This is a genomic window from Variovorax sp. W1I1 (genome assembly GCF_030815625.1).
Taxonomy (GTDB): Bacteria; Pseudomonadota; Gammaproteobacteria; order Burkholderiales; family Burkholderiaceae_C; genus Variovorax; species Variovorax paradoxus_C.
Map to the genome: position 1 here is coordinate 6292908 of NZ_JAUSWZ010000001.1, position 15386 is coordinate 6308293.

At 67.8% G+C, this 15386-nt stretch carries 16 protein-coding genes; 5 read left to right on the plus strand and 11 right to left on the minus strand.

Going from position 1 to position 15386, the window contains the following annotated elements; translation table 11 throughout:
- Positions 1-31: 31 nt before the first annotated feature.
- From QFZ83_RS29300 to QFZ83_RS29320, 5 genes are read right to left on the minus strand one after another with little or no spacing between them, the layout of a single operon-like run.
- Entirely contained in the window at positions 32-823 is a 792-nt protein-coding gene (locus QFZ83_RS29300) for an ABC transporter permease (RefSeq protein ID WP_306882885.1), read from the minus strand.
- Positions 820-1590 (minus strand): ABC transporter permease, encoded by a 771-nt coding sequence (locus QFZ83_RS29305; protein WP_306882886.1) that lies wholly within the window; start codon positions 1588-1590, stop codon positions 820-822. Before QFZ83_RS29305 ends, QFZ83_RS29300 begins: the two co-directional genes overlap by 4 nt.
- Positions 1583-2440 (minus strand): ABC transporter ATP-binding protein, encoded by an 858-nt coding sequence (locus QFZ83_RS29310; protein ID WP_306882887.1) that lies wholly within the window; start codon positions 2438-2440, stop codon positions 1583-1585. The genes QFZ83_RS29305 and QFZ83_RS29310 overlap by 8 nt, the downstream gene beginning before the upstream one ends.
- Positions 2437-3384, minus strand: coding sequence for an ABC transporter substrate-binding protein (locus QFZ83_RS29315; RefSeq protein WP_307511884.1), 948 nt, complete (start codon positions 3382-3384; stop codon positions 2437-2439). Before QFZ83_RS29315 ends, QFZ83_RS29310 begins: the two co-directional genes overlap by 4 nt.
- Positions 3381-4115, minus strand: coding sequence for a TetR/AcrR family transcriptional regulator (locus QFZ83_RS29320; protein ID WP_307511886.1), 735 nt, complete (start codon positions 4113-4115; stop codon positions 3381-3383). Before QFZ83_RS29320 ends, QFZ83_RS29315 begins: the two co-directional genes overlap by 4 nt.
- A gap of 100 nt (positions 4116-4215) precedes the next feature.
- Here QFZ83_RS29320 and QFZ83_RS29325 point away from each other — a divergent pair, with 100 nt between their 5' ends.
- A complete protein-coding gene (locus tag QFZ83_RS29325) occupies positions 4216-6219 on the plus strand; it encodes an acetoacetate--CoA ligase (RefSeq protein ID WP_307511888.1) in 2004 nt (667 codons plus the stop codon).
- Positions 6220-6227: 8 nt separating this feature from the next.
- A complete protein-coding gene (locus QFZ83_RS29330; RefSeq protein ID WP_234974900.1) occupies positions 6228-6674 on the plus strand; it encodes a YbaY family lipoprotein in 447 nt (148 codons plus the stop codon).
- Between the two features lie 7 nt (positions 6675-6681).
- On the opposite strand, the gene QFZ83_RS29335 is transcribed toward QFZ83_RS29330, so the two are convergent.
- The 6 genes from QFZ83_RS29335 to QFZ83_RS29360 all read right to left on the minus strand — a co-directional run bounded on the left by QFZ83_RS29335 (position 6682) and on the right by QFZ83_RS29360 (position 12238).
- Positions 6682-8652: an adenylate/guanylate cyclase domain-containing protein gene (locus QFZ83_RS29335; protein ID WP_307511890.1), complete on the minus strand. Its 1971-nt coding sequence runs from the start codon at positions 8650-8652 to the stop codon at positions 6682-6684.
- 184 nt (positions 8653-8836) lie between these two features.
- Positions 8837-9556 carry a 2OG-Fe(II) oxygenase gene (locus QFZ83_RS29340; protein WP_307511892.1) on the minus strand — a complete coding sequence of 240 codons (720 nt, stop codon included), beginning with the start codon at positions 9554-9556 and terminating at the stop codon, positions 8837-8839.
- Positions 9557-9646: 90 nt separating this feature from the next.
- The gene (locus QFZ83_RS29345) at positions 9647-9775 is read right to left on the minus strand and encodes a hypothetical protein (RefSeq protein ID WP_307511894.1); all 129 of its coding nucleotides are present in this window, start codon (positions 9773-9775) and stop codon (positions 9647-9649) included.
- Entirely contained in the window at positions 9768-10262 is a 495-nt protein-coding gene (locus tag QFZ83_RS29350; protein WP_307511896.1) for a helix-turn-helix domain-containing protein, read from the minus strand. Before QFZ83_RS29350 ends, QFZ83_RS29345 begins: the two co-directional genes overlap by 8 nt.
- A 129-nt stretch (positions 10263-10391) precedes the next feature.
- Positions 10392-11324: a GyrI-like domain-containing protein gene (locus QFZ83_RS29355; protein ID WP_307511898.1), complete on the minus strand. Its 933-nt coding sequence runs from the start codon at positions 11322-11324 to the stop codon at positions 10392-10394.
- An 11-nt stretch (positions 11325-11335) separates the two neighbouring features.
- Entirely contained in the window at positions 11336-12238 is a 903-nt protein-coding gene (locus QFZ83_RS29360; protein WP_307511900.1) for a LysR substrate-binding domain-containing protein, read from the minus strand.
- Between the two features lie 184 nt (positions 12239-12422).
- On the opposite strand from QFZ83_RS29360, the gene QFZ83_RS29365 reads away from it, so the two are divergent.
- The 3 genes from QFZ83_RS29365 to QFZ83_RS29375 are packed head-to-tail and all read left to right on the plus strand — an operon-like array spanning position 12423 to position 15316.
- Complete coding sequence (locus tag QFZ83_RS29365) at positions 12423-13622, plus strand: acyl-CoA dehydrogenase (protein ID WP_042580725.1); 1200 nt, start codon at positions 12423-12425, stop codon at positions 13620-13622.
- A gap of 10 nt (positions 13623-13632) precedes the next feature.
- Entirely contained in the window at positions 13633-14868 is a 1236-nt protein-coding gene (locus tag QFZ83_RS29370; RefSeq protein WP_307511902.1) for a CaiB/BaiF CoA-transferase family protein, read from the plus strand.
- A 16-nt stretch (positions 14869-14884) separates the two neighbouring features.
- The gene (locus tag QFZ83_RS29375; RefSeq protein WP_306882899.1) at positions 14885-15316 is read left to right on the plus strand and encodes a VOC family protein; all 432 of its coding nucleotides are present in this window, start codon (positions 14885-14887) and stop codon (positions 15314-15316) included.
- Positions 15317-15386 lie beyond the last annotated feature (70 nt).

Consider the following 15386-nt stretch of genomic DNA (forward strand, 5'->3'; position numbering starts at 1 on the left):
GAAGGAAGGAATGAATGACTGAAGCAATCGATCAGGGCTGCTGCCAGCGCAGCAGGCGCTTCTCGGCAAAGGCCAGCAGCGCATTGCTCACGAAGCCGATGAGCCCGAGCAGCACGATGCCGGCGAACAGATCGCTCGCGCGGAAGGCGCGCGCGGCCAGCAGGATGGCTTGGCCCAGGCCGCTCTGCGAGGCGATCATTTCGCCCACCACCGCGACGATGAGCGCGATGGTCAGCGCCAGGCGCATGCCGGCCAGGATGTCGGGCATCGCATTCGGCAATCCCATCTTCCAGATGTACGCGGCACGCGACATCTGCAGGCAGCGCGCCACTTCCGCGAGGCGCGGTTCCACCGCCGCGAAGCCGTGCACCGTGGCCAGCAGTACCGGCCACATCGCGCCGAACGCGACCACGAAGAGCACCATGCCGGGGTTCAGCCCGAAGATCGAAATGGCGAGCGGCAGCAATGCCGAGGCGGGCAGCGGACGGATGAATTCGAGCGTCGGTTGAATCCACGCGCGCACCGCGGGCGACACGCCGATGGCCGCGCCCAGCACCACGCCGAAGAGCGAGGCCAGCAGCCAGCCCTCGACCATGCGGCCGACCGTCGCTTGCGTGAAGGCCAGCAGTTCGCCGTTGCCTGAATCACCGGAGAGGTTGAGCCCTTCGAGCAGGCTTGCGAAAGTGGCTTGTGGCGTCGGCAGGAACACGCGGCTCACCCAGCCCGCGTTGCTCGCAATCCACCAGAGCGCAATAAGCGCGCACAGCACGGCGAACGAACCGAACCAGTTCAGGCCCGAGGGTGCGCGGTCATTGCCGTTCATGGCGCGACTCCCATGCGCCGCGCAACCGTGCGCTGCAACAGCACCATGCCCGCGTTGACCGCGAATCCCACCACGCCGATCCAGCCGAGCCAAGCGAGCATCAGCGCGGGATCGAAGCTCTGCTGCGCGATCATCATCGCGTAGCCCATGCCGTTGGGGTTGGCGGCGATCTCCACCGTCACCGCGACCACCAGCGCCACGGCTACGCCCAGCCGCAGCGCGACGAACAGGCGCGGCACGATGGCCGGCAGCACGATCTTGAAGGCACGCTCTCGCGCCGAGAGGCCTAGCACGCGGCTCACTTCGAGCAGGCGCGGCTCGATCTGCTGCACCGCCGACTGCACCAGCACCAGGAGCGGCCAGAAGGTGGCGAAGGCGACGATGGCCAGTTCCATGCGCACGCCGAAGCCGAAGGCCAGCATCGCGAGCGGAATCAACGCGACCGAAGGCACGGGCCGCAGCACCTCGATGGAGACCGAGCCCAACCGCGCGGCACGGCGCGAGAGGCCGAGCACCAGGCCCAGCGCAATGCCGAGCACTGCGCCGATCAACAGGCCGAGCGCCGCCGTGCCGAGCGTGAAGCCCGTGGCCTGCCAGAGCGAGCCATCGAGCGCCGCGCCGACGAAGGCCTTGGCGGCCGCACTCGGCGGCGCGAGCGCATCGCTGCCCAGTGCCGCTGCGCGCCGCGCATACCACTCGAAGGCGCCGACCAGCAGCGCGGGAAACACCCACGGCCGCAGCCAGCGGAAGAGGCGGCCTTCAGTCATGGCCTTGCTCGATGAAAGCGAACAGCTCACGCCGCAACTGCAGGTATTCGGGATGCTCCTTGGTCGTGAGCTGGTCGCGTGGGCGCGGGATCTTCACGTCGATCATCCGCGCGAGGCTCGGCCGTCCGGGGCCGGGGTTGGCCTGCAGCGCGATCACGCGGTCGCCGAGGTAGATGGCTTCTTCGAGGTCGTGCGTGACGAACAGCACCGTGAGCCCGTCGTCGCGCACCAGCCGCGCGAGCTCGTCCTGCAGGCTCTGGCGGGTGAGCGCATCGAGCGCGCCGAAGGGCTCGTCCATCATCATCAGTTCGGGCTTCTGCGCGAGGCAGCGTGCGATCTGCGCGCGCTGCTGCATGCCGCCCGAGAGCTGCACCGGAAACTTCTGCGCATGCTTCGCAAGGCCGACCTTGCCGAGCACGTCCGCAATGCGGGGTGTGCGCTCGGCCGTGGGCACGCCGGCCGCTTCGAGCGCGAGGCTCACGTTGCCTTCCACCGTTCGCCACGGCAGCAGCGCGCGGCCGTAGTCCTGGAACACGAAGGCCACTTCACGCGAAGGCTCTGTCATCTTCACGCCGTTGCGCCGCACCTCGCCGGCACTCGCGGTAACGAGGCCGCTGGCCGCGCGCAGCAGCGTGGTCTTGCCGCAGCCGCTCGGGCCGACGATGCAGACGAACTCGCCGCGTGCCACGTCGAACGAAGTGGGCGACAGGATCTCGCGGCCACCCAGGCGGATGGCGACGCCGTCGAAGCGAAGGAACGGTGTGGCGTGCATCGTGGAACTTGTCGGCGAACGCGCGGCGCTCACGGAAAGCGCGGCGCGCGCGGTGATCGGGGCGGGTGAGGAAATCACTTGGCGATCAACTTCGCAACGTCGATGTTGGTCTTGAGCATGTCCTGCTCCTTCATGAGCCCGGTCCAGTAGCCGAGCTGCTTGTCGGTGACGACCGGGCCGGGCGGCGAGACCTGCACCTTGGCCAGCACCTCGGGCGGCAGCTTGATGTATTTGCCGATGGCCGCGCGCACCTTCGCATCGTTCTTCGCCTGCTGCATGAAGCCGCCGGACTCGACCAGCGCCTCGCGGAACGCGCGCGCCGTCGCGGGGTTCTTCGCCACCCACTCGCGCTTGGCCGCATGCACGATGGTCTGGTTGTTCTCGGGCAGGAAGGTCGAGTAGTAGGAGGCCACGTAGCCCGCGCCGCTCTCGGTGATGCGGCTCATGAACGGATCGGCCGACACCACCGCATCCACCGAGCCGCCACGCAGCAGGTCGGCGTGCTGTGGGAACGAGGCTTCGACGAAGTTGACCTTTCGATAGTCGACGCCGCTGTCCTTCAGCCATGCACGGAAGGTCACGTGCAGGAAGGCGCCGAGGCCCGGCACGCCGATCTTCTTGCCCACGCAGTCTTGCGGACTCTTGATGCCCGAGCCCGCGCGCGCCACCAGGCCGAAGCCGGTGATGGTCTTCGAGGTGAGGCCGCCGCCGGCCACGAGCACCAGGTCCAGGCCGCCGTCCACCGCCTGCAGGAACACCGAGGGCGTGGGGCCGCCGATCTGCAGCGAGTCGGACTGCAGCGCCGCGGGAATCGTGGAGTTGAGCGGAATGAACTTCAGCTCGACATCGAGCCCGCGCTTCTTGAAATAGCCCTCTTCGGCCGCCACGAAGACGGAGGCGAAATCGGTCACGGCGGTGTAGCCGAACACGATCTTCGGATGGGACTGCTGCGCGCGCGAAGGCAGCGCCGCGCTGGCCGATGCGGCCGCAAGCGCCGACAGCAGGGTGCGTCGTTTCATCATGTCTTCTGTCTCCGGGTGGGGGTTTTCTGTTGTGTGCGCGGGGTCTTGGGCTTCGGCAGCGCGGCGCGCAAGCCGCCGACGATGAAGTTCACGAGCATCGGCGCCACGGCGGGGTCGGCGCGCTTGTTCTCGCCGCGCGAAAGCCGTTCGATGCGGCTGTCGTTCAGGTGGTGCAGCAGCGCACCGAGCGCGAACTGGTAGCCCCATGCGACCTGGCCGCGCGTGGCGTGCGGCAGCGCGACGTGCAGCGCATCGATGTACGCGGCGGCCAGCGGGTCGAAGTAGCCGCGCAGCACGCGGTCGGCTTCCTCGGTCGCGTGATAGAGCTCGCGTGCCACCAGCAGCGCGTAGTACTCGCCCTCGGCGCTCGCGCGCAATGCGAGCACGGGCGTGGTGAAGGCTTCGATGATGCGCGGCAGCGTGCAGGCGTCGTCGGGGTCGTTGTTCACCTCCGCGAGCCGCGTGAGCCGCTCCTGGATGGTGTGGCTCCAGTGCTCGAAGATGGCGTGGAAGAGCTCGTGCTTCGGGCCGAAGTAGTAGCCCACCAGCGCAAGCGGCACGCCGGCCTCCTCGGCGATCTGCCGGATCGTCACCGCGTGATAGCCGTGCTGCGCGAAGAGCTTCTCGGCGGCCAGCAGGATGGCCTGGCGGCGATCGGGCCTGCCGGCCTCGGCGGTGATCGCCGCGGCCCGCGAGGCACTGCGTCGGGCGGTCGGGGTGCGGATGTTCATGGGGTCGTATTGAACGGCCGTACAAAAATGTTGAACACGCGTACAAACCCTGAGGTCAACCCCCATTGAGCACGGTCGTTCGCAGCGCTACGCTCTGGTCATGCCTGTTCCCAATGTTCCCAACATCCCCCAGATCCGCCTCTATCAAAACTGGCTGCGCGAGCAGCGCGGCCTCTCGTTCGACACCTACGACGCGCTCTGGCGCTGGTCCGTTACCGACCTCGATGCGTTCTGGCAGAGCATCTGGGACTACGCGGGTCTGCAGTCGCCCACGCCGCACACCGCGGTGCTCGCCGAGGCGCGCATGCCCGGCGCGCGATGGTTCCCTGGCGCGCAGGTCAACTATGCGCGCGAGGTGCTGCGCCATGCCGATGCAGCGCATGCCGCCGGCATGCCCGCGATCGTGAGCGACAACGAACTCGGCGAAGTGCGCGAGCTGTCGTGGCCCGAGATGCGCCGCCAGGTCGCCGCGGTCGCGCTCACGCTCAAGTCGCTCGGCGTGCGGCGCGGCGACCGTGTCGCGGCCTACATGCCCAACGTGCCCGAGACCATGGTCGCGTTTCTCGCGTGTTCCAGCATCGGCGCGATCTGGAGCGTGTGCGCGCCCGACATGGGCACCGCCGCCGTGGCCGACCGCTTCCGCCAGATCGAGCCCAAGGTACTGATTGCCGTCGACGGCGTGCACTACGGCGGCAAGCCGCTCGACCGCAGCGCCGTCCTGCAGGAACTGCGCGCTCAATTGCCGAGCGTGAAGAAGCTGCTGCTCGTGAACACGCCTTTCGCCGCGAGCCCCGTTGCACACGACGTCGATTGGACGCAAGCCACCGCACGCAACGACGCCGAGGTCGCCGCCTTCGAGCCCGAGTGGCTGCCCTTCGACCACCCGATCTGGATCGTCTATTCAAGCGGCACCACCGGCCTCCCCAAGCCCATCGTGCACGGGCAGGGCGGCATCCTGCTCACCATGCACGCTTGCGGCCTGCACAACGACGTGGGCGCGAGCTATAGCGCCAACAACTTCGGCGAGCGCTACCACTGGTACAGCTCCACCGGCTGGGTGATGTGGAACTCGCAGCTCTCGGGCATGGCCTTCGGCGCGACCATCTGCATCTACGACGGCAACCCGGCGGGCAGCAAGGAGAAGCCCGACTGGGGCGTGCTGTGGCGCTTCGTCGCGCGCCACAAGGTCAGCTTCTTCGGTGCGGGCGCGGCCTACTTCACCAACTGCATGAAGGCCGGCATCGTCGCGAAGGAATGCGGCGATCTGTCGCGTGTGCGCGCGCTCGGCAGCACCGGCTCGCCGCTGCCCGAGGAGGTGCAGCGCTGGGGCTCGCAGCAGATCCTCGATGCGGGCTCCAACGACGTCTGGTGGTGCAACATCTCCGGCGGCACCGACTTCTGCGGCGCCTTCGTCGGCGGCAACCGCGAGCTGCCCGAGGTGCCGGGCCAGATGCAGTGCCGCGAACTCGGCCATGCGGTCGAAGCGTGGAACGAGCAGGGCCAACCGGTCATCGGCGAAGTCGGCGAGCTGGTCTGCACCAAAGCCATTCCGTCGATGCCGCTCTACTTCTGGGGCGACGAGGGCAACGCGCGCTACGTGTCGAGCTACTTCGACACATACCCCGGCGTGTGGCGCCACGGCGACTGGATCAAGGTCGGCGAAGACGGCGGCTGCATCATCTACGGCCGCAGCGATGCCACCATCAACCGCCAGGGCCTGCGCATGGGCACCAGCGAGATCTACAGCGCGGTCGAGGGCCTCCCCGAAGTGCTCGACTCGATGGTGGTCGATCTCGAATACCTGGGCCGCGACAGCTACATGCCGCTCTTCGTGGTGCTGCGACCGGGCGTGGCGCTCGACGAGGCGATGCGTACCCGCCTCAACAATGCGATCAAGACCTCGCTCTCACCGCGCTTCGTGCCCAACGACATCTTTCAGGTCGCCGAGATTCCGCGCACGCTCTCGGGCAAGAAGCAGGAGCTGCCGATCAAGAAGCTGCTGCTGGGCCAGCCGATCGAGAAGGTGGTGAACCGCGAGGCGATGGCCAACCCCGGAAGCCTCGATTGGTACGTGGCCTTTGCCGCGGAGCGTGCCTCCGCATAATGAGCCGGATGAAAAGACGTACCAGCCTCCTGATGCTTTCCGCCGCAGCCGGCGCTTCTATGTTGAGCGCCTGTGCTTCCTCCACACCCGCATCGAAGCCCGCTGGCGCTGCATCGCTGCGCGTGAGCGGCACGGTGGCCTACCGCGAGCGCATCGCGCTCGACCCCGCGGCCGAGGTCGTGGTCCAGCTGCTCGATGTGTCGCGCATGGACGCACCTTCGGTCACGCTGGCCGAGCAGCGCATCAAGGCCAACGGCAAGCAGGTGCCCTTCGCCTACGAGTTGCAGGTCGATGCCGCACGCATCGATCCGCGCATGCGCTACGCGGTGTCGGCGCGCATCCTGCGCGGCGAGCAGCTGCTCTTCATCAACGACACGCAGTACCCGGTGCTCACGCAGGGCAGCGGCACCACCGCCAACCTGGTGCTGGTGCGCGTCACGCCGTCGCCGCGCTGAGCGGCGCTCAAGGCGTCATCAGCTCGTAGAGCACCATGCGCGTCTGCCGGCCGCGCAGCTCCACCAGCTCCTCGATGCGGCGCGTGCTGAGGCGGCCCTTCAGTCCCGCGAAGGTGTCCTCGGACATCAGCGTCTGCGTCCCCAGTTGCTTGTTGATGCCCTCGATGCGGCTCGCCACGTTGATGACGTCGCCGAATGCCGTGTACGACAGCCGGTCGTTCGAGCCCAGCACCCCCGCGATCACCACGCCGGTGTGGATGCCGATGCGGGTGCGGAACTCGGGCAGGCCCCGCGCGCGCCACTTGCTGTTGAGTTCGCCCATCTGCGCATGCAACTGCAGTGCAGCCAGGCAGGCGCGGTACTCCGCATCCTTCATGTCGGCAGGCGCGCCCCACAGCACCATGATCCCGTCGCCGATGAACTTGTCGACCACGCCGCCGTAGCGCGCGAACACGCCGGTGGCGAGGTTGAAGTACTCGGTCAGCATGCCCACCAGCACGTCGATAGGCAGTGACTCCGAAATCGAGGTGAAGCCCTCCACGTCGGTGAACATCACCGTCACCCGCCGAGCAGAACCGCTGGGTGCGAGTGCATGTCCCTCGGCCACGAGCTGGTTGATCACGTTCACCGGCACGAACTTGCTAAAGGCCTTGAGGCTGCGTGCCGAGTCGTCCAGCGCCTGGTCCAGGTGCTGTATCTCCAGCACGCGACTGGGTTCGCGCGGCAGGTTGTCCAACTCCAGCAGGCCGATGCGGCGCGCGATGCGTGAGAGGTTCTCCACCGGCGAGGTCACCAGCTTGGAGAGCTTGAGCGACATGAACAGCGCCAGCGCCAGGAACACGAGCGCCAGCAGCAGCCCCCAGAGCACCGCGCGGCGCAGGTCGCCCAGCACCATGTCCTCGGGCACCCAGCTCACCAGCTCCCATCCGGTGGATGGGATCAGCGAGGTCTGCACCAGGTAGCGCTTGCCTTCGAAGTCGAACGGGAAGGTCGAGTCGCCGTTGCCGTCGGGGGTGCCGTCGGTCGCCATGTGCAGGTGCATCTGCGCGTGCAGCGTGCCGAGCACGCCCGTGGGCGCATCCAGCTGGTGCAGCACGCCCGGCAAGTCGCTGCGCGCCAGCACCTTGTGGTCGGCGCTCAGCAGGGCGCTGTGGCCATAGCCGTTGCTGCTGAAGAGCCGTACGAACTCCGACAGCCGCCCGAGCGACACGTCGCCCGCCACCACCAGCGCCTTGGGGCTGCCCTCGGTGTAGCGCCGCTCGCTCGGCAGCGCGTAGGTCACGCCCAGTTCCTGCGCCGCGGCGAACACGTAGGGCTGCGTCCATATCGGCCCCTGCATCTTGTTGGCCTGCTGGAACCAGCTGCGCCGCGTCGGGTCGTAGCTGCTGCGAAAGGATTCGATGCGCTGCGTGGCAAAGCGCTGCTGCGCATCGAGCTCCGCCCCGAGCGGCCGCTTGTACTGCCAGGTCTCGGTGGTGAATTCCGCGCCACGCGCGATGTGCCGGATCGCCGGCACCGGATAGCGCAGCGCCATCAGCATCTGGCCGCTTTCGTTGGCCACGTACACGCTGTCGAGCTCGGGTGATTGCTGCAGCAGCGTCCAGAGCAGTTCGGCGGTGCGCTCGGAATGCTCGCCCGCCGGGCTCAGGCTCGGCGCGCTGCCGATGGCGCCGACCACCGACTCGGCCTTCGTCAGGAAGGCGAGTACCTTGTCCTCGGTCCGGTCGTGCGCGGCGCGGTGCGCGGAGGTGCCGATGTTCGACACCAGCCGCTGCGAGCCCCAGTAGCCGAGCGAGACCAGCAGCAGCGACTGGGCCAGGGCGACCGCGCTGACGATGGTGCCCACGTCGACCCTGAAACGGCGCGAGCGTCGGGGTGGGGCCTCGGGCCCGGCCGCTGGCGGCGGCGTGCGCGCACCGGCGGATTCAAACGGCGGCTTTCCCGCCACATCCGGCGATCCGGACGAGTTCATGTTCATACAGCTCCCTGTCGACCACTCCAACGCATCCGCTGCGGGTCGGCCGCGGATCGGCACCAGGGTTGCCAGCCGTTCCGATCGTCGGGTGTCGGGAATTCAGGCGGGCGCGCCTGGCGCGACAGGATTTTGCGCGACTTCGGCTTTTCTGTGCGTTATCGCACGGTCGTTCTGAAGCCGGGAGTTGTCAGCGCGCGTCGTGAAAGATGAGGCCCACCGTGTGCCGCCGCCCCGAGCGCAGGCGGCTCACGCCGTGCCGCATCGTCACGCGGTAGGTGCCGCGCGTGCCCGCCACCGGGCGCTGGTTGACCGCGAAGATCACGGCCTCGCCCTGCGCGAGCGACACGACCTCGGCGCGCGACTGCATGCGCGGCCGCTGTTCGGTCAGCACGAACTCGCCGCCGGTGAAGTCCTCGCCTGGCTGGCTCAGGAGCACGGTGAGCTGCAGCGGAAACTGCAGGTCGCCGTACAGGTCCTGGTGCAGGCAGTTGTAGTCGCCCTCGTCGTAGCGCAGCAGCAGCGGGGTGGGGCGCAGCTGGTCTGCCGCATGGCAGCGTGCGAGGTAGGCGGCGTGATCGGGTGGGTAGTCGGCCGGCTGGCCCATCGCGCTTGCCCAGGCATTGGCGAGCGGCGCAAGGCGTTCGTAGAGCGCGCTGCGCCATGCCGTGATCAGCGGCGGCAGCGGATTCGCGAAGTACTGGTATTCGCCCTGGCCGAAGCCGTGGCGCTGCATGACCACGCGGCTGCGGAAATGGCCGCCTTCGTCGTACATCGCCGCGAGCTGGGCGCATTCCTTGGGGGTGAAGAGCTGGCCGGTGGTGGCGCAGCCGCGCGTGGCGAGATCGGTCTCGATGCGGGGCCAGTCGAGCGCGTCGATCGTGCGGGCAGGGGTGACAGGGGGTTGCATCGGGTCAGTGTCCGGCTGTCGGGCTGGCGGTGCTGGCCGTTTCCGGACGCGATTCTGGATACGACGCGCCGGGCACCGGCGGGCGGCCGTTCAAGAGACGCTGCTGTGCTTCGCGATGGCGGTGCCTCCACCGAACAGGCAATGGTTGTCCGCGAACAGCTTTGCGTTCAGTGCGGCGAGCACCTCGGCCACGCGACGATGGTGCGCGCGCTCAAACATCGAGCGGCTTGCGGCCCAGCGTGTGGGCCAGTTCTGCCAGCAACTGGCGTTCGTTGTCTTCTAGCGCGGACGGATCGGCGTGGCGCCAGTTGCGTTCGTAGGTGCCCCATGCCTCCTCGGGCGTGAGTTCCGCGTTTGCAGGCAGTTGCCAGGCGAGACGACGCAGTTGCGCAAAATCGGCGACCCGGACGGTTTGCGTCGGCGCCCTTGCCGACGCGGGAGCCGCAACGTCATTGGCCGGGCGGTCGTCCGGCGCAACCACCTCGACGTCCAGCCCCAACGCCGCCAAGGCATTCATGTAGGCCCCCATCGTGACGGACGGCTCTCCGCGCTCGATGCGATGCAGTGTCATGCGCGACATGCCCGCTGCCTCGGCCGTCGTGACGGCGCTGATCTTCAGCGCCTTTCGCCGAGCGTGGATGCGCTGGCCAAAAGCTTCAAGGCGTCGGCTGGTCGCTTGGAATGTTGGAGGTGCTGCAGGCCGCATATGTCTCTCATACTAGACATTTACAGCTGAAATGTCCAGTTTGAGATACGTTTTGAACGTTACTGAAGTGATTGGTCGGCTAATCGGCGCGCGGACGTGGGCGCCTCCCCGGGGGCTGCGCAAACGCGTTCAGAGCGGCGCGATCGGAATGCAGATGTCGCATTCGAAGGCGCCGGTCTTCTCGTCGAAGGCCATGCCGGGCCCGTAGTACTCGAACGCGGGCCGGCTGTCGAACTGAAAGCCGCTGGCAGGCAGCCAGTCGCGCATCAGGCGCATCCATGCATCGTTGATCTCCGCAGGCAAGCCCTGGAACCTCAGCGAGGCATAGCGCCCGCCCGGCAGCACCGTCTTCTGAAAGCCGCCATCGGTCACGAAGTCGTCGGGCACCTCCACGCAGGCGTCGTAGCGCGAGTGCTCGGGCGCGGTGATGCTCGGGTCGTCGTGGCTGATGCCGTAGCGCGCATGCGACCACAGGTCGTGCGCGCAGATCCAGGGCGCGGCTTTCTCGGCCCAGAACGCGCCCACCGGCGCGCCGAACGGGCCGGTGTAGCGCAGGTAGGCAATGGTGACGGGTGGGCGGGTGATCAACTGGACATTCACGGGTGGCTCCTCGTACGCGGGGTTGCGCAGTGGAGAGCCATTCTTCGTGAAGCCGTGCAGGGCGATCTGATCGGGATTGCTATCGCGTGAGGGGCCGTCGCAGGGCGGCGACCCGTCGTGCGCTGCACGCCACGCGCTGGGCGCGCTGCCGAAATGCGCACGGAACGCGCGGGTGAACGCCTCGCCCGAACCGAAGCCCACCGACACCGCCGCCTCAAGCACCGACAGGCGCGGCTGCGTCGCGAGGCGCAGCGCCGCCACCTCCACGCGGCGGCGCCGGATGTAGTCGCCCAGCGTCTCGCCGGCCCAGGCCGCGAAGAGGCGATGGAAGTGAGACGCCGAGAAATGCGCCACGTCGGCCAGCGCTGCGAGTTCGAGCGGCTCGTCCAGGTGGTCGTCGATGTGCGTGAGCACCTTGTGCATGCGCCATTCGTATTCGGATCGGCTGTCGCGCGTCGTCATGGCGCGCATTCTCAACCTTGGCGTGCTTGCTCCAGCAGCCAGTCGCTGAAGAACCTGAGCAGCGGCCGCTGGTCGGCCCGCTCCGGTGTCACGAGGTAGTAGTTGCGCTCGCCTGATAGCGGCCGCGCGCACGCCACCACCAATTCGCCGCGCGCGAGTTCGTCGGCCACCAGCATCGTCGGCATCAGCGCCACGCCCAGGCCGTGCGACGCGGCCGCGGCGAGGATGGAGAAAAGCTCGTAACGCGGGCCGCCGCGCGCGTTGGGCGCGTCGATCTGCTGCGCATCGAACCACTGGCGCCAGCCATCGGGCCGCGTGCTCTGCTGCAGCAGCGGCATCTTCGAAATGACCGCCGGTGTCACGGCCTTGCCGCGCGGCAGAAGCGACGGGCTGCACACCGGCACTACGTCCTCGTGCATCAGCAGCAGCGCGCGCGTGCCGGCCCAGTTCTCGACCTGCGCGGGCGTGCCGGCGTAGAGGGCCGCGTCGAACTCCGCATCGGCAAAAAGAAAGGGACGGGTGCGCGTCTCGATGTGCACCACCACGTCGGGCTGGAGCGCGGCGAAACCCTTCAGCCGCGGCATCAGCCAGCGCGTGGCGAAGGTGGGCACGGCCGCCAGCGACAGCGATCCGCCTTCGCCCTGGTGTGCCATGGCGTCGAGCGTGTCGCGCTCCATCGCTTCGAGCCGCTTGGTGATCTGCCGCGCATAGGCCGCGCCGCTCGCGGTGAGTGCCACGCCGTGCCGCGTGCGGCGAAAGAGCGCGACGCCGAGGAAGGCTTCCAGCGTGCCGATCTGCCGCGACACGGCGCTCTGCGTGAGCGCGAGTTCCTGCGCGGCGCGCGTGTAGCTCTCGTGGCGCGCGGCGGCGTCGAAGCACACGAGGGTTTGCAGGGGTGGGATCTTGCGGCGCATGTATGCCTCGGGTGTATGTATGGAGATCGAGCCTCACCAATGACAAGACCGCTAGAACATCTTGCAAGACATTCTACAAACGCATATCTGGGTGAGGATTCATCGTTTGCGCCCGGCCCCTCGCGTGGCTAGGATCGCTCCCATCCCCCTCTTTTCTCTTTTTCCCTCTTTCCGGAGACAGCACATGGCCGCCAAAGCGCAATTCCACTGGGACGATCCCCTTCTTCTCGACCAGCAACTGACCGACGAAGAACGCATGATTCGCGACGCGGCCAATGCCTACTGCCAGGAGCGCCTGGCGCCCCGCGTCATCGAGGGCTTCCGCACCGGTGAAACCGACCCCGCCATCTTTCGCGAAATGGGCGCGCTCGGCCTCCTCGGCCCCACGATCCCCGAGCAGTACGGCGGCCCCGGCCTCAACTACGTGGCCTACGGCCTGATCGCCCGCGAAGTGGAGCGCGTCGATTCGGGCTATCGCTCGATGGCCAGTGTGCAGAGCTCGCTGGTGATGGTGCCGATCTTCGAATTCGGCACCGAAGCGCAGAAGCAGAAATTCCTGCCCAAGCTCGCCACTGGCGAATGGATCGGCTGCTTCGGCCTGACCGAACCCGACCACGGCTCGGACCCCGGCAGCATGGTCACCCGCGCCAAGAAGGTGCCGGGCGGCTATTCGCTCAGCGGCGCCAAGATGTGGATCAGCAACTCGCCCATCGCCGACGTGTTCGTCGTGTGGGCCAAGGAAGTCAGCGAAAGCGGCACGGTCGGCCCGATCCGCGGCTTCGTGCTCGAGAAGGGCATGAAGGGCCTCTCGGCCCCCGCGATCCACGGCAAGGTGGGCCTGCGCGCCAGCATCACCGGCGAAATCGTGATGGACGGTGTGTTCTGCCCTGAAGAAAACGCGTTCCCCGAAGTGCAGGGCCTCAAGGGTCCGTTCACCTGCCTCAACAGCGCCCGCTACGGCATCTCGTGGGGCGCGCTCGGTGCCGCCGAAGACTGCTGGCACCGCGCCCGCCAGTACACGCTGGACCGCAAGCAGTTCGGCCGCCCGCTCGCCGCCAACCAGCTCATCCAGAAAAAGCTGGCCGACATGCAGACCGAGATCACGCTGGGCCTGCAAGGCAGCCTGCGCCTGGGCCGCATGAAGGACGAAGGCACGGCCTCGGTCGAGATCACCTCGATCATGAAGCGCAACAACTGCGGCAAGGCCCTGGACATCGCCCGCCTGGCGCGCGACATGATGGGCGGCAACGGCATCAGCGACGAGTTCGGCGTGGCGCGCCACCTGGTGAACCTGGAAGTGGTCAACACCTACGAAGGCACGCACGACATCCACGCGCTCATTCTTGGCCGTGCCATCACCGGCATCGCCGCGTTCGCGAACTAAGCAAGAACGAATGACCAAGCCCGCAGCGCTCGACGGCATCAAGGTCCTCGATCTGTCCCGCGTGCTCGCGGGCCCGTGGTGCACGCAGATCCTCGCGGACCTGGGCGCCGATGTCATCAAGATCGAGCGTCCCGGTGTGGGCGACGACACGCGCACCTGGGGTCCGCCGTTCATCAAGGATGCGGACGGCAACGACACCGACCAGGCCAGCTACTTCACCGCCTGCAACCGCAACAAGCGCTCGGTCACGGTCGACATGGCCACGGCCGAGGGGCAGGCGCTGCTGCAGCAGATGGCGGCACAGGCCGACATCGTGGTGGAGAACTTCAAGACCGGGGGGCTGCAGCAATACGGCCTCGATCAGGAGAGCCTCCGCGCGGCCAACCCGCGCCTCATCTACTGCAGCGTGACCGGCTTCGGCCACGACGGCCCGTACGCCGAGCGCGCAGGCTACGACCTGATGATCCAGGCCATGACCGGGATGATGAGCATCACCGGGCGTCCCGACGACGTGCCCGGCGGCGGCCCGCTGCGCGTGGGCGTGGCGCTCACCGACCTGTTCACCGGCGTCTACGCGAGCACCGCCATTCTTGCGGCGCTGCAGGTGCGCGACCGCACCGGCGAAGGCCAGCACATCGACATGGCGCTGCTCGACGTGGGCATGGCCATCCTCGCCAACCAGGCGAGCGCGTTTCTCAACACCGGCAAGGCACCGCAGCGGCAGGGCAACACGCACCCGAGCCTCGCGCCGTATCAAGACTTTCCGACGCTCGATGGGTCGATGCTGCTGGCCATCGGCAACAACGGCCAGTTCGCGCGTTTCTGCGAAGCGGCCGGCCACCCAGAGTGGGCGGCCGATGCGCGCTTTGCGACCAACACGCTGCGCGTGAAGCACCGCGGCGTGCTGATTCCAATGATGGAAGAACTCACCCGCACCCGCACCACCGCCGACTGGGTCACGCTGCTCGAAGACAAGGCCGTGCCCTGCGGCCCGATCAACGACATTGCGCAGGCCTTCGACGATGCGCAGGTCAAGGCGCGGGGCCTGGCAGTCACGCTGCCGCGCGATGCGGGCGACGGCATTGCCAGCATCACCGGCGTGGCGAGTCCGCTGCGCCTGTCGGCCACGCCGCCCGTGCTGCGCCATGCGCCGCCGGCGCTCGGGCAGCACACGCGCGAAGTGCTGGCCGAGTTCGGCATCGACGCCGCGCGATTCGACGCGCTGCGCTCGGCGGGCGTGGTCTGAAGAAAGACGAGCGGCCATGACCGATTCGATGCGCACCCCACCGTTCTCGGTGCTGCGCATCGACCATGTCGTGCTGCGCGTGAAGGATGCCGATCGCGCGATCGCCTTCTACTGCGACGTGCTGGGCTGCACAGTCGAGAAGCGCCGCGACGACCTGGGGCTCGTGCACCTGCGTGCGGGCACCAATCTCATCGACCTCGTCACGCCCGAGGGGCCGTTGGGCAAGCAAGGCGGCGCCTTGGCCGGCAAGGAAGGCCGCAACGTCGACCACCTGTGCCTGCGCATCGAGCCCTTCGATGAAGCGGCGATTCGCGCCTTGATGGCGCAGCACGGCGTGCCGGTGCACGGCGAGGTGCAGAACAACTTCGGCGCCGAGGGCAACGGGCCTTCGATCTACCTCAGCGACCCCGACGGCAACAGCGTCGAGCTCAAGGGCGCGGCCGGCTGAGCGCCGGCCTTTCGTCCACTCTCTTTTTCCGAAGCGCAGCGCGGCCCGCGGGGTCGATTTGTACGCCACT